The 18,298-nt window shown below is 74.8% G+C and carries 13 protein-coding genes; 4 read left to right on the top strand and 9 right to left on the bottom strand.

Annotated features, from left to right (window positions below; translation table 11 throughout):
- Positions 1-18: 18 nt before the first annotated feature.
- Positions 19-1,248: a trans-sulfuration enzyme family protein gene (locus ACZ6K0_RS26730; RefSeq protein WP_376396942.1), complete on the top strand. Its 1,230-nt coding sequence runs from the start codon at positions 19-21 to the stop codon at positions 1,246-1,248.
- Here the strand turns inward: ACZ6K0_RS26730 and ACZ6K0_RS26735 are convergent.
- From ACZ6K0_RS26735 to ACZ6K0_RS26760, 6 genes are all read right to left on the bottom strand, one after another.
- Positions 1,157-2,605 carry a GNAT family N-acetyltransferase gene (locus ACZ6K0_RS26735; protein WP_469232527.1) on the bottom strand — a complete coding sequence of 483 codons (1,449 nt, stop codon included), beginning with the start codon at positions 2,603-2,605 and terminating at the stop codon, positions 1,157-1,159. The genes ACZ6K0_RS26730 and ACZ6K0_RS26735 overlap by 92 nt on opposite strands.
- Positions 2,606-2,811: 206 nt before the next feature.
- Positions 2,812-5,475: a DUF7824 domain-containing protein gene (locus tag ACZ6K0_RS26740; RefSeq protein WP_469232525.1), complete on the bottom strand. Its 2,664-nt coding sequence runs from the start codon at positions 5,473-5,475 to the stop codon at positions 2,812-2,814.
- A 65-nt stretch (positions 5,476-5,540) separates the two neighbouring features.
- On the bottom strand, positions 5,541-6,977 hold the full coding sequence (locus ACZ6K0_RS26745) for an SWIM zinc finger family protein (protein WP_469232523.1): 1,437 nt from the start codon (positions 6,975-6,977) through the stop codon (positions 5,541-5,543).
- Between the two features lie 104 nt (positions 6,978-7,081).
- Entirely contained in the window at positions 7,082-8,668 is a 1,587-nt protein-coding gene (locus ACZ6K0_RS26750; protein WP_376396932.1) for an alkaline phosphatase D family protein, read from the bottom strand.
- A gap of 96 nt (positions 8,669-8,764) precedes the next feature.
- The gene (pdxR, locus tag ACZ6K0_RS26755; RefSeq protein WP_469232677.1) at positions 8,765-10,210 is read right to left on the bottom strand and encodes a MocR-like pyridoxine biosynthesis transcription factor PdxR; all 1,446 of its coding nucleotides are present in this window, start codon (positions 10,208-10,210) and stop codon (positions 8,765-8,767) included.
- A 7-nt stretch (positions 10,211-10,217) separates the two neighbouring features.
- Entirely contained in the window at positions 10,218-11,243 is a 1,026-nt protein-coding gene (locus tag ACZ6K0_RS26760; RefSeq protein ID WP_469232520.1) for a helix-turn-helix transcriptional regulator, read from the bottom strand.
- Between the two features lie 103 nt (positions 11,244-11,346).
- On the opposite strand from ACZ6K0_RS26760, the gene ACZ6K0_RS26765 reads away from it, so the two are divergent.
- The gene (locus tag ACZ6K0_RS26765; protein WP_469232519.1) at positions 11,347-12,834 is read left to right on the top strand and encodes an MFS transporter; all 1,488 of its coding nucleotides are present in this window, start codon (positions 11,347-11,349) and stop codon (positions 12,832-12,834) included.
- Here the strand turns inward: ACZ6K0_RS26765 and ACZ6K0_RS26770 are convergent.
- The 3 genes from ACZ6K0_RS26770 to ACZ6K0_RS26780 all read right to left on the bottom strand — a co-directional run bounded on the left by ACZ6K0_RS26770 (position 12,831) and on the right by ACZ6K0_RS26780 (position 15,951).
- Entirely contained in the window at positions 12,831-14,255 is a 1,425-nt protein-coding gene (locus tag ACZ6K0_RS26770) for a flotillin family protein (RefSeq protein ID WP_376396923.1), read from the bottom strand. The genes ACZ6K0_RS26765 and ACZ6K0_RS26770 overlap by 4 nt on opposite strands.
- A gap of 51 nt (positions 14,256-14,306) precedes the next feature.
- Positions 14,307-14,825 (bottom strand): hypothetical protein, encoded by a 519-nt coding sequence (locus ACZ6K0_RS26775; RefSeq protein ID WP_376396921.1) that lies wholly within the window; start codon positions 14,823-14,825, stop codon positions 14,307-14,309.
- Between the two features lie 112 nt (positions 14,826-14,937).
- A complete protein-coding gene (locus ACZ6K0_RS26780) occupies positions 14,938-15,951 on the bottom strand; it encodes a PucR family transcriptional regulator (protein ID WP_376397292.1) in 1,014 nt (337 codons plus the stop codon).
- A gap of 262 nt (positions 15,952-16,213) precedes the next feature.
- Here ACZ6K0_RS26780 and ACZ6K0_RS26785 point away from each other — a divergent pair, with 262 nt between their 5' ends.
- Together ACZ6K0_RS26785 and ACZ6K0_RS26790 are read left to right on the top strand one after the other, a co-directional pair.
- On the top strand, positions 16,214-17,218 hold the full coding sequence (locus tag ACZ6K0_RS26785; RefSeq protein ID WP_376396918.1) for an EamA family transporter: 1,005 nt from the start codon (positions 16,214-16,216) through the stop codon (positions 17,216-17,218).
- A 157-nt stretch (positions 17,219-17,375) separates the two neighbouring features.
- Positions 17,376-18,260: an RNA polymerase sigma-70 factor gene (locus tag ACZ6K0_RS26790; RefSeq protein WP_376397289.1), complete on the top strand. Its 885-nt coding sequence runs from the start codon at positions 17,376-17,378 to the stop codon at positions 18,258-18,260.
- The last annotated feature ends 38 nt before the right edge of the window (positions 18,261-18,298 follow it).

Genomic DNA, 18,298 nt, shown 5'->3' on the forward strand with positions numbered 1-18,298 from the left:
AACGTTCACAGTGCCGCCATGGACGCCATGGACCGCGACCCCTCGGCCACCCCGAGGGCGCTCGCCACCGAAGCCGTGCACGCCGGCCGCGAGGACCTCGCCACGCTCGGAGTGCACGCCCCGCCGCTCGACCTGTCGACCACCTACCCCTCGTACGACGCCCGGGCCGAGGCCGCGCGCATCGACGAGTTCGCCACCACGGGCGCCCGGCTCGACGGCCCGCCCGTCTACGCCCGGCTCGACAACCCCACCGTGGCCCGCTTCGAGGACGCCCTCGCCCGCCTGGAGGGCACCGAGTCCGCCGTGGCCTTCGCCAGCGGCATGGCGGCCTTCACCGCCGTCCTCCTCGCCCGGGCGAGCCAGGGACTGCGCCACGTGGTCGCGGTCCGTCCGCTGTACGGCTGCAGCGACCACCTCCTGGAGGCCGGGCTGCTCGGCACCGAGGTGACCTGGACCGACCCGGCGGGCATCGCCGACGCGATCCGCCCCGACACCGGCCTCGTCATGGTCGAGTCCCCGGCGAACCCGACCCTCGCCGAGGCCGACATCCGCGCCCTCGCCCACTCCTGCGGCTCCGTGCCGCTCCTGGTGGACAACACCTTCGCCACGCCGGTCCTCCAGCGTCCCGTCGAACAGGGTGCGCGGATCGTGCTGCACAGCGCGACCAAGTACCTGGGCGGGCACGGCGACGTCATGGGCGGGATCGTCGCCTGCGACGAGGAGTTCGCCCGTACCCTCCGCCAGGTCCGCTTCGCCACCGGCGGGGTGCTCCACCCGCTCGCCGGCTATCTGCTGCTGCGGGGCCTGTCCACCCTTCCCGTACGGGTGAAGGCGGCGTCGAACTCGGCCGCGGAGCTCGTCCGGCGGCTCGCCACCGACCCCCGGATCGCCCGCGTCCACTACCCGCGGATCGGCGGCGCGATGATCGCCTTCGAGGTCTACGGGGACCCGCACGACGTGATCGCCGGAGTGCGGCTGATCACCCCGGCGGTCAGCCTCGGCAGCGTCGACACCCTCATACAGCACCCGGCCTCCATCAGCCACCGGATCGTGGCCGAAGGAGACCGGCGCTCGGCGGGCGTCAGCGACCGGCTGCTGCGCATGTCGGTCGGCCTGGAGGACGTCGAGGACCTGTGGCGCGACCTGACGCAGGCGCTCAGCGCTCCGCCCGCCGGACCTCCTCGTGAGGCAGCGGCTGCGACGGCGAGCGAGGGCTCCGGCGCGGTGCTGCGGCCAGTCGCGCGGTGATGACGAGGGTGCCCTCCTCGATCTGGTAGTCGAGGGGGAGCTGGAGCGCCCGCATGGCGGCCACCATCCCGGTGTTGGACGCCTGGGTCACGGCGTACACGCTCTCGCAGCCGGCCTCCTCGGCCATCGCCACCAGCCGGCCGAGCAGTTCGGAGCCGATGCCGCGCCGCTGCCAGTCGTCCTCGACCATCAGGGCGACCTCGGTCTCGTCGCCGTCCCACAGGAGGTGGCCGAGGGCGACGAGCCGCCCGGAGGTCGTCTGCACGGCGAGCGTGCGGCCGAAGCGGGGGCTGAGCAGGTGGTCGAGGTAGCGGTCGGCGTCGCCGACCGGGCCGTGGTAGCGCAGGCCGAGGGTGCGGGCCGAGCAGCGGTCGTGCATGGCCCGCGCGGCGCGCAGGTCGCGCTGGTCCGCACGGCGGACGGTGATCTCGTTGCCCTCCGGCAGGGTCAGCACGTCCTGGCTGCGGGGGAGACGCGGGCCGAGCCGGGCGTCGAGCTCGACGAGCGCGCGGGCCCGGGCGAACTCGGTCGGGGTGAAGGGGAGATAGGGCCGCTCGACGATGAGCGTGCCGCCGTGCGGGTCGCGCAGCCGCATCACGGTCTCCTCCAGGACCCCTTCGACCGGGGCCTGCTCGCCGGTGGGACGGCCGGTGAGGGAGAGCGCGGGCACGGAGTGGAGGGTGCAGCGGCCGAGGAGCTGGCGCAGCGCGAGCGGCAGTTCGGCCGCGTCGAGCGCCGTACGGGTGGCGAGGCCGAGGACCCGGGTGGGTGTGTCGACCAGGTCGTGGGCGTCGGCCCGCTCGGTCCAGGTGTCGCGGCCGCCGGCCGCCGCGGTCTCGCGGGCGAGGGCCTGGGCGGAGAGGTCGGCGGGGGCGCGCAGCAGGAACTCGTCGACCGTGCCCCGGGCCAGCGGATGGGTCTGGAGGGTCAGGATGTCCACGCCCAGCCGGGCGAGGACCGTGCACAGGGCGGCGAGGCTGCCCGGGGTGTCCTCGACGGTGGTCCGCATGCGCCAGAGGACCGTCTCGGCGGGCGGCCGGGACGTGGCCGCCTCTTGGTCGCTCGGGTCGGCCGCCGCCGTGGTGCGGGCAGTGTGGGCGGGCGGCCCGCCGGTATCACCGGCGGGCGGCGCATGGCTGTGGCTGTGCCGCCGCGCCCACCACGTGTGGAACGCGGCGGTGGCGACCAGCGCGATCGCCGAGAAGACCAGGAGGTAGTGCCCGTCGGGGCCCTTGACGATGGTCTTGGCGATCGTGTCGGCCACCACCACGGCGGTGAACAGGGCGGCGAGCTCGATCAGGTCGTGCCGCCAGTGGTGCGGGCGGCGGGCGGTCTTCGAAGACGTCACATCGGTCATGCCTTCACTGTGACCCAGCGGTGTTGCGTGATCACGAACGTTCTGTGACTGACGGGTTAAGCGCCGATCTGGTGCCTTAGGGGCCGATTCAGACCGTTTGGGTCAGAGTCTGATCGGCCCCTTGAGCAGCCCTTTTCTCCGGAGCCCTGGCCGACTTTCCCGGGACACCCCTAGGGGGTGTCTTGCCGATCAGGGTCGGACAGGCCCTAGCCGAGAGCGTCGCGCAGCCGCCTCGCCTGGACGACCAGCTGTGTGGAGCCCTTGCCCGAGGCGACCCCGTCGAGCCCGGGAACCTCGCCCCGCGCCCCGCACCGCTCCACGCAGTCGGCCGCCACCGCGAGGACGTCGCCGAGGCCGCGCACCGGCTTCCCGCCGCCCAGCAGGGCGGGAAGCGCCGCGCCGAGCACCGCCCAGACCGTCGCGTACGCCCCCGTGGCCGCCGCCGTCCGGGCCGCGTCCGCCAGCCGGTTCGGCTTCACCGATCCCTCGGCGACCAGCCACCCGAGCTCCTCGCCCACCTGTCGCGCGTCCAGATCGCCCCGGGACGCGAGCACGAGCAGAGCGTCCACCGCCCGCAGCCGGTCGTCGGCGTCCCCGGCGCCCAGGGCGAGCGCGAGGGAGACGGCGACGGCCCGGCCCACCCGGCCCTCCGCCTCGGCCATCCCGGTCAGCGGTTCGGTCGTCGCCTGCCGCGAGCTGCCGCCTCGCGCGACCGACGGTACGAAGCAGGCCGCGAGCACCTCGCGGTCGGCCGGCAGGATCGGGGCCCAGTGCTCCCCGCCGGTGACCCAGTGGTAGCAGCGGCGGGGCGCCGTCTCCAGCGTGCCGCCCAGCCACCGGAAGGCGGGCGGGAACTCCTCCCGCACCACGGCCCGGTCGGCGAGCTCGACCTCCACCCGCTGGAAGACGAACCACCTCTCCAGGGTCCGGTCCTCCTCCCGCCCGAGGAACCGTACGGTCGCCGCCAGCGGCTCGTCCGCCCGCAGCCACGCGCCGAGCCGCCGCCCGGCCACGGTGCCGAGGGCCGACGCCTCCTCTTCCGCCCGCCCGGCGTCGGGGCCGGTCCGCAGGACCCGCAGCAGGGCCTGGGCCAGATCGGCGGGGGCGGGCTCGACGCCCGCGTCCCGGTAGGCGCGCAGTCGCTCGACGAGCACCAGAGGATCGATACCGCCGGTGCTCACGGTCGGCGCGGCGAGCAGGAACGGCAGGGCGCCGGTGCCGATCAGGGCGGCGGCCTCCCACAGCCGGGCGTCCCTGATCCCCGTCAGTGCCTCGTGGAAGCAGGTCGCGCCCTCCGGTTCCCGTGCCCGCCGGTCCTCGATCCACGACGGTTCAAGGAGTCCGAGCAACCCGGCGAGCACCGCATGGAGCGCGCGGAAGTCGTAGAAGAAGTGGTACGGCTCCTGCCAGCTCGCGATGGTGAACGCCTCCCGCACCGCGCGCGCCACCGCCTCCCGGTCCCGGTGCGCGTGCCGCACCACTCCGTCGAGGGCCCGCTCGAACCGCACCGGGTCGTCGGAGACCCCCTTCGCCAGCATGTCCTCCACCAGCTCCTCGACCGTCGACGCGGGGGGCCCGACCGGCTGCGCCTCGGGCACGGGCGGCAGGATCTCCTCGTACGGGAAGCCGGTCTCCTCCTCCAGGGCCTCCCCGAACAACGCCGCGGCGGCCGGCCGGTGCCCCGGGCTCAGCAGCCCGGCCTGAGCGGCCAGTTCCCGCCGTACGGAGTCGTCCACGGCGGACAGATGACGGGCCACCAGCTTCAGCGCGCGCCCCTGGAGGTCGGTGTCCTCGTTCCCGAAGACCTCCGCCACCGGGGGCAGCAGCTCGTCCGCCGCGCCCGGATCCCGCGCCAGCGCCTTGCCCACCAGCGTCAACTGGGCCCGCACGAGCTTCTTCTCGGTCCGGAAGAGCACCGCACTCGTCATCTCGGCCAGCGCGGCCGTCGACAGCGCCCCCTCCTCCGCCAGCTCCGCCAGCACCTCCTGCGCGTACCCCGCGATCGGCGACGGCGTGTCCGCCGTCATCCCGACCAGGTCCGGGATCCGCTCCCGGAACTCCGCCGCGGTCGGCTCGACGAGACGCAGCACGTCCAGCGGGAACCGCAGGTCGCGCGGACGGCCGCCCCGCAACAGCCGGGAGACGGCGGCGTCCAGGACCGCGGCCCGGTCCAGCACGCCCTCCCCGACGAGCGCCGCGACCGCCGTGGGCCAGTGCGCGTGGGGAGCCTCGGTCAGCGTCCAGGTCAGCCCCTCGGGGCTCTCGGCCATCGAGAGGGCGTGGATCACCAGGGCCGGCGTCTGCGGATCCTCCCGCAGCCGCTCCAGAAGCGTGGGGCCCTCGAACGACTGCCTCCAGCGGCTGCCCTCGCGGAACTGCCACGCCCAGCCGAGGACATAGCCGTCGGTCGTCGGCACCGCGCAGCCGGACCGCTCCACCAGGCCGCGGATCAGCTCGTAACTGTGCTCCGCCACGGCCGGCCGCGAGGCCAGTCGGCCCGCCACGTCGGCCAGCCACTCCGGAGACCGGTCGGTGACCGCCCGGAGCGCCAGGGCACTGCCCTCCGAGCGCCAGGGCGCCAGCTCACGGCCGCCGAGCCAGGTCGCCGCCGCCGACGCCCCCGGGTGGCAGCCGGCCCCCGCGACGTACAGCGCGCTCCGGACGTCGGCCGCCTCGCGCGGGCGCTTCGCCTCCCAGCTCCGCACCTCGGTGCGCAGCGACTTCAGCTCCGCGAGGACCGCGGCGCGCTCCGTCGCTCCCAGCCCCTCCAGCAGCGCGGGCACCTCGTCGGCGCGCCCGCCGCGCACCGCCTCGATCAGCTTCTCGATCCCCACGGACTGCCCTTCCCCCTCGGCCTTCGTCGTCCCCACGGCCTTCTCCGTCCTTGTCGTCACTGCCCCCGCCCCCATCTTCCGCTCCTCCGCCTCGGGCTCCGTCACCGCACCGGCCCCGCCTGCGGCTCCACCTCCGGTTCCGCCGTCGGCATCACCTGCGGCTCCGCCCCCGGCACCGGCTCGGCGGCCGACGCGCCCCGCCGGACCATTCGCACCGCGAGCGCGTGCTTGCACGGACCCCGCCGTCCCTGATGGTCCGCCCACCACTGGCACGTACAGTTCAGCGCCCCGCCCGCCTCCCGGACCCGGTAGCGCCGCTCGCCCGAGGCCACCGTCGCCAGCTGCCCTTCGAGCTCCACCGCGCCCTCCGCGACCAGGCGGCGGGCGCTCACCAGCCGCGGGTTGTGCCGCTCGGCGCGGTCCGCGTCGTACGGCAGCTCGCGGTGGAAGTAGGCCGCCTCCGCCACGTCGTACCCCACCCGGCCCGCCGTGCCGAGCCGGGTCAGCGCCGCGCGCACCCGGTCGGCCGTGAGCCCGGCCTGCGCCGCGAGGTCCGCCGGGTCGATCCGCGGCTCCCAGGCCAGCAGCACGGCCACCAGCTCCGCGTCCCCCGCCGCGTCCTCCGTCGCCAGCGCCTCCAGGACCCCGCCCTCGCCGGAGAAGCCCCGCGCCGGGTCGGGCGAGAGCGTCAGCGTGAGCCGCATGCCCGGCAGGGTCACCTCCCAGGCGCTCGCCGTGGCCGCGCCGTCCGGCACCGGCCCGTACACCCGCAGCCCCGTCGCGTGCCGCAGCACCCGCTCCAGGGCGACCAGCCGGTCGGGACCGGGCAGGCACACCGCACCCGGACCCGGCCGGGTCGTCGGACGCAGCGTCCGGCCCGCCGGGACGATCCACAGCGGGCCGCGCCCCCGGGCCTGCCCGCGCGGCAGGGACCGGAGGAAGCGGACGGCCTCCGCCCCCGTCAGCTCGGCCCGCAGGTCGAACCGGGCCGAGGCGACCTGCGCCTCGGCGAAGCCCCGCAGCCACCGGTCCGGCAGCGGGACCTTCTTCTCCACGACCGCCCCCGCGAGGGTGGTCACCGCCATCTCCTCGGGGCCGACCCGCAGATGCAGCGGATCGTCGCCGGTCATCCGCGACAGCGCCTCGCGCAGCGGATCGTTGACGTCCACATTGGTCGTGCCGTGACCCGTCTCCGCGCCGCCGAGCCCCTCGTCGAGCACGTCCAGGCGCGCGTACACCCCACCGCAGCCCGAGAAGGACTCGAACCGCAGCCGGTCCCCGTTCCCCGTCACCACCGGGTCCAGCGAACCCGGCCGTATCCGCTGGTGATAGCGGGCCGCCGCCACGTCGGCGACCGCGAGCAGACCGCGCGCGGCGACCTGCGGAGCGGCCAGGAAGCCGGCGAAGAAGCGGGGATGGGCCTCGGCGCCCCGGGGCGTGAGACCCCCCGCCGTCTCCAGTCCGAGCAGCCGGCCGGAGCCCGTCGCCGCCAGGGCGGAAGGGCGTGCGTAGGCGAGCGCATGTACGGATCGCGTCATGGGAAAACGGTAGAGCCCCCCACTGACAATCAGCGCGGGGCCTTCTCCGTACCGCCTCCGACCAGGACTTACCGCCCGACGAGACCCGGTCGCGGCCCGTTGGCCTACTGCCCGACGAGCCCCGGCCGCAGCACCTTGCTGAACAGCACCGATCCGCCCTCGGCCCGGAGCCGCACCGTCAGCTCGCCGCTGTGTCCGTCGATGTCGACCTCGCCGAAGTACTGCGGGCTCTCCATCGGCGACAGGTTCGCCCGCTCCGGCGCCCGGACGAACACCCGCTCAGGACCGAAGGTCGCGTCCAGCGCGTTCGCCGGGAACCCGCCCGCCGCCAGCGGACCCGACACGAACTCCCAGAAGGGCGCGAAGTCCTGGAAGGCCGCCCGCTCCGGCGCGTAGTGCTGCGCCGACGTGTAGTGCACGTCCGCCGTCAGCCACACCGTGCCGGTGATCCGGCGGTGCTTCACGAACCGCAGCAGCTCTGCGATCTGGAGCTCGCGGCCCAGCGGAGCGCCCGGGTCGCCCTGCGCGACCGCCTCGAAGTTCGCGGAACCGTCCGGTACGACCAGGCCGAGCGGCATGTCCGCCGCCAGCACCTTCCACACCGCCGTGGACGCGGCCAGTTCCCGCTTCAGCCAGGCCAGCTGCTCCGCGCCCAGGATGCCCGTGGTGTCGTCGGCCTGCCGGCCGGGGGAGTTGGCGTTCCGGTACGAGCGCATGTCGAGCACGAACACGTCGAGCAGCGGCCCGTACCGCACCACCCGGTGCATGCGACGGTCCTTCCCGCGCGCGTGCAGGGTGGAGACCGGCGTGTACTCGCCGAAGGCCCGCAGCGCACGGGCGGCAAGGACGTCCACGTCCTTCTCCGTGTAGCGCGCGTCGTCCAGGATCTGGCCCGGGTACCAGTTGTTGCGCACCTCGTGGTCGTCCCACTGCACCACCGAGGGCACCTGCGCGTTGAACGCCCGGACGTTGTGGTCGAGGAGGTTGTAACGGAAGTTGCCCCGGTACTCGTCGAGCGTCTCCGCGACCTTCGACTTCTCCGGTGTCGTGACGTTCCGCCAGATCCGCCCGTCGGGCAGCGTCACGCTCGGCTGGACGACCCCGTCGGCGTAGATCGAGTCGCCGCTGCACAGGAAGAAGTCCGGATCGAGACGGCGCATCTCCTCGTACGCGCGGAAGCCGCCGATGTCCGGGTTGATGCCCCAGCCCTGCCCGGCGATGTCCCCCGACCACAGGAAACGGACGCCGTCGCGCCGCCGTTCCGGGGCCGTACGGAAGGTGCCGACGACGGGCTCGCCCGTCCGGCGCGGATCGTCCGGGTCCGCGAGCGTCACCCGGTAGTGGATCTGCTCGCCGGCCGGCAGCCCGCGCAGCGCCGCCGTGCCGGTGTGGTCCGTGTCCGCGCCGATCAGCGGCCCGTGGTGGCGCCGTACCCGCCGGAACGACTCGCTCGCCGACGTCTCGACGAGCATGCGCGCGGGCCGGTCCGACCGCACCCACACCAGGCCGGAGGAGGCCGTGACGTCGCCCGTCTGCACGCCCCAGGCGGCCCGCGGCCGCCCCGAGAGCGCGAACGCCGGCGCCGCCAGGCCGGCGCCGCCGAGCGCGATTGCCGCAGAGGCGGCCAGCGACCCGCGCAGCACACCGCGCCGCGCGGGGGAGGGGGAGGAACCGGGCACGGGGTGGGACATCGAAGACCTCCAAGGACGCGTCCGGGCGCGGAGTCGCGCCGCCGCCCCCTGCCTAACGGCCGGGGGCGGCGCCCACACCAACCCCGCGTGAACAGATCACTCCCGGCCGGGACGGCCCACCGCCTCCGCCACGAGCCGGATGCCCCGCGCGATGACCGACGGCGACAGATGCGCGTACCCGACGACCAGCCGTACGTCCCCGTCGTCCGGCCGCGCCGTGCCGTAGTCCTCCAGCGGCCGCAGCGCCACACCCGTCTCCGCCGCCCGCGCCAGGAACCGCGCGGGCGGCCCGAACCGGCCCGGCACGCGCGCGATGACGTGCAGCCCGGCCGCGATCCCGCTCACCCGCGTGCCCGGCAGATGCTCGTCGAGCGCGGCGAGCAGCGCGTCCCGCCGCTCCCGGTAGGCGCGCTGACAGCGCCGCAACTGCCGGTCGTACCCGCCGCGCGTCACGAACTCCGCGAGCACCGCCTGATCGAGTACGGGATTGCCGAGGTCCATCGTCCGCTTCCGCTCCACGACCTCGCCGAGCAGCGCCCCCGGGACGAGCATCCAGCCGAGCCGCAGCCCCGGCGCCAGCGACTTGCTGACCGTCCCCGCGTAGACGACGCGCTCCGGGTCGAGCCCCTGGAGCGCGCCGACCGGCGCCCGGTCGTACCGGAAGTCGCCGTCGTAGTCGTCCTCCAGGACGTAGCCGTCCACCCGCCGCGCCCAGTCGAGGAGCGCGGCGCGCCGCTCCGCCGACCAGCTGATCCCGGACGGGAACTGGTGCGAGGGCGTCACGACCACCGCGCGCACCCCGGAGTCGGCGAGCGGCCCGGGTCGCAGCCCCTCCTCGTCCAGCGGCAGCCACCGCGTGTCCATGCCGGTCGAGGCGAACAGCCGCCCGTGCTCGGGGCTGCCCGGATCCTCGACGCCGACCGTGCGCAGCCCCCGCGCCCGCAGCACGAAACCGAGCAGCGTCGACGCCTGCGCCACGCCCGAACACACCACGAGCCGCTCCGGGTCGGCCACCACGCCCCGCCGCCGCGCCAGCATCCCGGCCAGGGCCTCGCGCAGCTCGGGCAGCCCGCGCGGGTCCGGGTAGCCGAGCGCCGGGTGCGGCAGGCGCGCCAGGACGGACCGGTGGGCCGCCGCCCACGCGGCCCTCGGGAACAGCGACAGGTCCGGGGTGCCCGGATGGAAGTCCACCCGGACGCCGGTCATCCCGGGCGCCAGGTCGTGGGCGCCGCGCACGGCCGAGCGTGCCGCGCCGCCCACCCAGGTCCCCGCGCCCCGGTCGCTGCGCAGGTACCCCTCGGCGGTGAGCTGCTCGTACGCCTCGGTGACCAGGCCCCGCGAGACGCCGAGGTCGGCGGCGAGCTCACGGCTCGACGGCAGCCGGGTCCCCGGGGTCAGCCGCCCCGAGCGCACCGCGTCCCGCAGCGCCTCCTGGAGGGCCCGCCCCCGCCGCCGCGCGGGCGCGCCGGCCGCCGGAAGCAGCAACTCCCAGGCCGGCTGGGCGCCCTGGCGCGTACCGCCGGGCCGGTCGGGTACGGGCACGTCCGCCTCACGATCCTGTCCGGGGTCCACTCCCGACGAGTATGCCGTGCGCGGTACGCGGCTCCTGCTGCGGCGGGAACTGCCCCTCGGGAGACGGGCCGTCGGAGGACAGGCCGTCGGAGGACGGGCCGTCGAGGGACGTGCAGTCGGCGGGCGGGCCGGCCCCGGCGCCGCCGGGCTCCCGCCCCTCGGCGACCTGCTGCGACAGCGTCCGCAGAGCCTCGGCCGACGCGCTGTCGTTCGGCGTGTAGATCTCCAGCCGGTGGTCGGGGCTCTCGGGCTGGAGCCACACCTGGTAGTCGACGTCGACGCCGCCGACGGTCGGATGCCGCAGCCGCATGGTGCCCACCGTGCAGTCCGCGACGTCGCCCTTGGCCCACAGGCCGGCGAAGACCCGGCTGCGCATGGTGAGTTCGCCGATCAGTTCGGCGAGCCGGGCGTCGGTGGGGTACCGGCCCGCGGTGAGCCGCAGGTAGGCGACGTGGATCCGGGCGAGTTCGTCCCAGTTCCCGTGCAGGTCCCGGGTGAGGGAGTCGAGGAAGAACATGCGGGGTACGGACGGCCGCCGCGCGGGATCGTGCGGTGCGTCGAAGGCGACGTGTTCCGCGACGAGGGCGTGTCCGGTGCGGTTCCAGGCCAGCACGTCGCCGCGGCGGCCGAGCACGACGGCGGGCGTGCTCTCCCCCAGGGACGCCAGGAGCGACAGCACCCGCCGGTGGGGCTTCTCCGGGCGGGGGCGGACCAGCTGGGGCGTGGTGGGCTGACGCGCCAGGTTGTGCAGGTGGGCCCGCTCGGCGGAGTCGAGCCGCAGCGCGCCCGCCAGCGCGTCGAGGACCTGCTCGGACGCCGTACCGCCCTGCCCTTGCTCCAGCCGCGTGTAGTAGCCGGCGCTCACGCCGGCGAGCTGGGCGAGCTCCTCGCGGCGCAGGCCGGGGACGCGACGGGCGGTGCCGTAGACGCGGAGTCCGACGTCGGCGGGTGTGACCCGGTCGCGGCGGGTCTTGAGATAGGCCCCGAGGCTCTCCCGTTCCATGACCGCGAGCCTAGGCGCCGCGGTCCTGGCGTGGGTGCACCTGTGAGGTGTACCCACGCCACGGGGATGGTTGCCGCGCGGCCGGCACCGCACCGTCGGACGCATGAACACACGACACATGGACGCACAGCGTGTCTCCCCCTCCTCCGGGCTGCGGGCCCGGCTCGGTCTGCTGGTGGTACTCGGCCCGGTGCTGCTGGTCGCGATGGACGGCTCGGTCCTGTTCCTGGCGATGCCCTCGGTCTCCGAGGCCCTGTCGCCCACCGCCGGTCAGGCGTTGTGGATCCTCGACGTCTACGGATTCGCCGTCGGGTCCCTGCTCATCGCCTTCGGGAACATCGGCGACCGGTACGGGCGGCTGAGGCTCCTGATGACCGGGGCGGCGGTGTTCGGCGCGGCCTCGGCGGGAGCGGCCTTCGCCCCCGGGCCGGAACTGCTCATCGCCTTCCGGGCGTTGATGGGTGTCGCCGGTGCGACGCTGCTGCCGTCGGCGCTGGCGGTCCTCGGCGAACTCTTCCCCGACCCGCGCCGGCGGGCTCGGGCGATCGGCGTCTTCGCGGCCACCTTCGCCGCCGGCTTCGCGATCGGTCCGGTCGTCGGCGGACGGCTGCTGAGCAGCTTCTGGTGGGGGTCGGTCTTCCTCGTGAATCTCCCCGTCGTCCTCCTCTTCCTGGTCCTGGCCCCGGTCCTGCTCCGCGAGGTGCGCCCCACCGGGAGCGGTCGCGTCGACGTCCTGAGCGTTCCGCTCTCCGCGCTGGGCATCCTGCTCACCGTCTACGCGGTCAAGTCCGCCGCCGCGGACGGGCCGACGGCGACATCGGTGGTCGCGGGGGCGGTCGGGCTCGTCACCCTGGGGCGGTTCGTCCGGCGCCAACTGCGCCTCGAACACCCGCTGATCGACTTCCGCCTCTTCCGCGACCGGGTGTTCGCGATCGCGGCCGTCACCGGGTTCCTGCCGCTGGCCGCGTGGTCGGCGGTGGCCTACCTCGGCGGCGTCTACCTCCAGTCGGTCCTGGGGCTGACCGTCCTCGACGCCGCTCTCGTCGCGCTGCCCGGCGCCGCGGTGCTCACCGTCACCTGCGTCGTCACCCCGGCGTTCGCCGCGCGGGTCGGGACCCGGGCCGCACTCGTCACCTGCCACTTCCTCATCGCCGCGGGCCTCCTCCTGCTGCCGGCCACCGGCGTCTCCGGCGGCATCGGCTGGTACGTCGCCTCCACCGTCGTCGCCGGCGCCGGATACGGCATCTCCTTCAGCGTCGTCGCCGACACCGCCATCGCCGCGGTCCCGGCGGAACGCGCCGGGGCCGCGGCGGCGATCGCCGAGACCGGCAACGAGCTCGGCAACGCCCTCGGCATCGCGCTCCTCGGCTCGCTGGCGGCCCTTGTCTTCCGGGTGCAGGGCCCCGACCTCGCCGGCACCCTCCCCGAGACGCTCCGGATCCCCGGCCTCGTACCCGTCGTCGTCGACGACGCGAAGTCGGCCTTCGTCACCGGTCTGCACACCGCCGCGGTCGTCGCGGCCGTCCTCCACGCCGCACTCGGCGCCTTCGCCCTCCGCCACCTGCCGAGGGCCGCGGACAGGGCGGCCTAGCCGTTGATCTCGATCGATCCGTCGTCGGACGGCACGGTCGGCGCCGGTACGGGCTTCCGCTGCGTGAGGCCCTGGAGGAGCTGGGCGAGGTCGACGCCGGTCGTGGAGGAGAGGAGCTCCATGCCCTGGGCGACGTTGTCGGTGACGGTACGGGTCAGCCGGCTCGCCCCGTCCGTGGAGATGACCGTCATCTTGTCGACGGCCGCGAGCGGCTCGGACGCCTTGGCGACGACCTGCGGCAGGACCTCGACGACCATCTGGAGGACGGCGGCGTCGCCGTACCGTGCGAAGGCGTCGGCCTTCTTCTCCATCGCCTCGGCCTCGGCGGAGCCCCGCGCCGCGATGGCCGCGGCCTGCGCCTCGCCCTCGATGCGTACGGCGTCGGCGAGCGCCGCGCGGTGGGCCTTCTCGCCCTCACCGGTGAGCCTGGCCCGCTGGGCGTCCGCCTCGGCCTCCTTGACCAGGCCGATACGGCGCGCCTCCGCCTCCTGCTCGGCCTGGTAGCGGGCGGCGTCGGCGGGCTTGCGGACCTGCGTGTCGAGCTGGCGGTCGGTGAGCGCGGCCTGGCGGGCGGCGACCTTCTCCTGCTCGGCCAGGATGTCCTGCTGCCGGGCGGCGTCGGCGAGCGGTCCGGCCGCGTTCGCCTGGGCAGCGGCCTCGTCGGTCTGGGCCTTGATCTCGGCCTGCTTCAGGTAGAGGGTCCGCTGTGCGATCGCGATCTCCTCCTCCGCCTTCAGCCGGGCCTGTTCGGCGGCCCGGCGGGCGACGGCCTCGGCGATGTCCGCCTCCTGCTTGGCCCGGGCGGCCTCGGGGCGCCCGAGGTCCTCCAGGTAGGAGCCCTCGGTGGTGATGTCCTGGATCTGGAAGGCGTCGAGGACCAGGCCCTGCCCGGACAGGCTGGCCTCGGCCTCCTCGGCGACCTGCCCGGCGAAGGCCGCGCGGTCCCGGATGATGTCCTCGACCGACATGCGGCCGACGATGGACCGCAGCGCGCCGGACAGCACTTCCTGGGTGAAGCCGACGATGCCGTCCTGCTGCATGAGGAACCGCTGCGCGGCCGCCCGGATCGAGTCCTCGGTGCCGCCGACCTTGACGATCGCGACGCCCTCCAGGTTGGCCTTCACGCCGCGCAGGGTGACCGCGCCGCGTACCGCGACCGGGATGTGCCGGCTCGACAGGTCGAGGGTGAACTTCTGCTGCACGAACGGCACGACGAACACTCCGCCGCCGACCACGACCTTCTGGCCGCTGTTGTCGGTGAACACCCGGCCGGTGGCGGGATCGGTCGCCTGCTTGCCGCGCCGGCCCGTGATGATGAACGCCTCGCTGGGCCCGGCGACCTTGTAGCGGGTGACGACGGCGAGGCCGAGGAGCACGACGAGGACGACGATGCCCACGACGGCGGCCAGAACAGGACTCATGGTGAACTCTCCTGGGATGGAAGAAACGTGAAGGGCGGCGGGGGAGGGGGGTCAGCGCTCGACGGGGCGGACGGTCACCGACGTCGGCGACAGCACGGACTCCACCCACACCTCGGCGCCCCGCGCCACCGGCTCCGCGGCCTTCGCCGCGTACTTGACCGGCTGCCCGCCCAGATGCAGCAGGACCTCGCCGTAGCCTCCGGCGGGAATCGCCGTGACCACCGCACCCGACGTACCCGTCAGGTCCTCGCCCCGCGGGGCCGGCGCCGCGCCGTCCCGGAGCAGCGCCCGGCTGAACCGCCAGGTGAGCCAGGCCACGAGGGCGCCCACGGCGACGCCCGTGAGGGTCGCGGCCAGGGGCCCGGCGCCCGCGGCGCCCGTCGCGATGGCCCCCGTGAACCCCAGGGCGGAGACGAATCCGGCGATCACCGGCAGCGAGAGGAGCCCGTCGAGCCCGCCGGCCAGGCCGCCGCCGAACGAGTCGGCGATCCCTTCGAGGACGCCGTCGAAGATCAGGGAGAGAGCCAGCAGGACGAGGCCCGCGCTGCCGAGACCCAGAAACCACCCCATGCGCGCCACCCCGTCCCGTACGGCCCTGTTCGGCCCCTACGAGGAGGTTTTCACGGAACAGCACGCCTGTTCATTGCCGGATCCCGGCAGTCTTTACGCGTTCTTGATGCCGTCACAGCGGCCGGTCGGGCCAGCCGAGGAGCCGGGCACCGACGACGGCCGTCTGGAGGGTGTAGCGCTGGACCGGGTCGCCGGGATCCGAGCCCGTCAGACGGTGGATGCGGTCGAGGCGGTACGTCATGGCCCGCACGCTGAGGCTGAGACGGCGGGCGGCCTGCGCGGTGACGCAGCCGGTGTCGAAGTACGCGGCAAGGGTGTCGAGCAGCGGCTTCGGGCCGCCGCGCGCCTGCTGGAGCGGGCCCAGGACGGTGTGGACGAGATCAGCCATGGCCTGCCGGTCGCGGGCGAGGACCGGGTAGACGAGGAGGTCCGCGGCGTGGAGGACCGGGTCGTCCAGGTCCATGCGGGTGGCGAGGTCGAGGGCGTTGAGGGCCTCTTCGTACGAGTGGACGACGCCGCCGGCGCCCGGGTGCGCGCGGCCGACGGCGACCTGGCCGCCGTCGGTCGCCGCGTACGCCTGCTTGGCGAAGTGGGCGAGCACCTCGGGCTCGTCCGCCGGGGCCAGGCAGATCAGCCGCCCGTCCTTGGTGGTGAGCAGGATCCGGCGGTCGCCGAAGCGGGCGAAGAGCGAGGACTCGACGGCCCGCGTGACCGCGCAGCCGTCGTCGTACGGCTCCGGGCCCCGCGCCACGGCCACGGCATGGGCGTGCGACAGGAGCAGCCCGAAGCGCACCGCGCGCTCGGCGAGCCTCCCCAGGTCGCTGCGCCCGTAGAGGAGGTCGTCGACGAACTCCCGCCGCGCGGCCTCCTCCTGGCGTATCGCCAGGCGCTGCGCCCGCTCGTGCCCTTCGGCGAGGGCGTCGACGGCCTGCTCCACGGCGCTCAGCAGATCACGGACGGCGGAGTGCGGCACGTCCGGAAGGACCCGCTGCGCGGCCGACAGATGGGCGCGGACGAGGACCCGCAGGCCGACGCCCGCCTCCGCGGCCCGCTCGCCCCCGGAGCGCAGGGCCTCGCGCTCGTCGCGGGTGAGCCTGCGGCCCGCCGCGCACACGCCCGTCAGCATCTCGGCGTACCCCTCCAGGTACCCCTCGGCCGGCTCCCTCTCCGACACGGACCCTCCACCCCCTGCCCTGCACGTCTTGACGAGTTCCTGACGTGCGGAGATCAAGGGTGACACGCCCCGCACCAAGACGAGGAACGAGCGAGGAACGGGCGAAGAAGGGAGGAGGAGTCGAAGAGGAACGGAAGAGGAGCCGAAGTGGTCCCCGATGGCGCGGGGAAAGTGGCCCTTAACCGGGACCGCCCCGCTTCCTAGCGTCGGGACCATGAACGCGAACTCCCTGCGCGGCGTCCTCCTCGTGACCCTCGCCTACGCCCTGGTGGGCGCCTCCTTCACCGCGAACAGCCTCCTCGGCGCCTATCCGTACGCGGGCGGACAGGCGCTGCGCTACGCGGCCGCCTGTCTGCTCCTGCTCCCGCTGCTCGGCCGCGGCGGCCTCGCCCCGCTCCGGACCCTGACGCTCCGCCACTGGCTGCGGCTCGGCGCGGTCGCGGGCGTCGGCATGGTCGGCTTCAACCTCGCGGTGCTCGCCGCCGAGCGGACCGCCGAACCGGCCGTCCCCGGTGTCCTGGTCGGCTGCGCCCCGGTCGTCGTCGCCGTCCTCGTCCCCCTGGCCGACGGCCGCAAGCCCGCCCCCGCCGTCCTGTACGGGGCCCTGCTCGTCGCCGCGGGCGCCTTCACCGTGCAGGGCTGGGGGCGGACGGACCTGGCCGGCATCGGCTGGTCGGTGGCGGCGCTCGCGGGCGAGGTGGGGTTCACCGTGCTCGCCGTGCCGGTGCTGCGTCTGCTCGGGCCGAAGCTGCTGACCGCCGCCGTGTGCGGGGTCGGCGCGGTCGAGGCGACACTCCTCGGCCTGGCCGTCGACGGGGCCGCGTTCGTCCGGACGCCGACGGCCGTGGAGACGGGCGCCCTGGTCTGGCAGGCCGCCCTGGCCACGGTCGTCGGATTCGTCCTCTTCTACATGGGCGTCCAGCGGATCGGCATGGAGCGGGCCACCCTCTACACCGGGGCGATCCCGGTCGCCGCCGCGCTGAGCGCCGCCGTCGTCGCGGGCGCCGCCTTCGGCCTCCCGCAGGCGGCCGGCAGCCTCCTCGTGGGCGCCGGGGCGGCCCTGGGCACCGGTCTGTTCACGCGCCGGAGCTCGGCGGCCGCCGTCCAGGAGCACGCGGGCGGCGAGAGCCGAGTCGTCGTTCACGGGCACGTGACCGCAGCCGGGCAGCCGCACGAGCCGGGCGGCGGGCAGGGCGTGCTCGGCGCGGACGCCCCCTGATGCTCTTCGGGCGGCTCGGCGGCAAGAAGTACCGACCAGTAGCGAGGAGTTCAAGACCCAGGGGCGGAAACTGGACAGGACGGTGACGGTCGGCTGGGATGGACGTGTGCCCTCCGATATCCCGACCACGCCGACCGACGTCCTGGCCGACGACGTCCTGACCGGCGACACCCTGACCGACGTCTTCGAGGAACACCGCAAGATGCTCCTCGGCGTCGCCTACCGGATGCTCGGGCGTGCCGCCGACGCCGAGGACGTCGTCCAGGAGGCCTGGCTCCGCTGGACCGCCCAGGACCGCGCCGCCGTCCGCGAGCCGCGCGCCTTCCTCGTACGGACCACCACCCGGCTCGCCATCGACCGGCTGCGGCAGGCCCAGGCGCGCCGCGAGTCCTACGTCGGCCCGTGGCTGCCCGAGCCCGTCGTCACCGACTTCGGCCCGACCGCCCCCGACACCGCCGAGCGCGCCCTCCTCGCCGACTCCGTCTCGCTGGCGGTCCTCGTCGTCCTGGAGGCCCTCTCCCCCCTGGAGCGGGCCGTCTTCGTGCTGCGCGAGGCCTTCGGCTTCCCCTTCGGCGAGATCGCCACCGCGCTCGACCGCTCCGAGGCGGCCGTGCGCCAACTCGCGGGACGGGCCCGGCGCCACGTCGACGAGGGCAAGCCGCGGTACGACGTCGACCCGACCGAGCGCCGGGACCTCACCGAGCGCTTCCTCTCCGCCGCCTCCGGCGGCGACCTCGGCGAGCTCCTCGCCCTGCTCGCCCCGGACGCACGCCTCGTCGGTGACAGCGGCGGCAAGTCCAAGGCCCCGCTGCGGATCATCGAGGGCGCCGACAAGATCGGCCGCTTCTTCCGGGGCGTGGCGACGGGAGTGGAGACCGTCTACGAGTACCGCTTCGCCGAGCTCAACGGCGCTCCCGCCGTGATCGCCTTCGTGGACGGCAGGCCGGACTCGGTCTTCCAGGTCGAGGTGCGCGACGGGCGCGTCCAGTGCGTCTACATCATCCGGAACCCCGACAAGCTCCAGGGCCTCGCCGGCCCCTGACCCCCGGCGAGCACCGCGGTACCGCCCCGCCTCCCGTC

Source organism: Streptomyces sp. NPDC042346 (genome assembly GCF_055581845.1).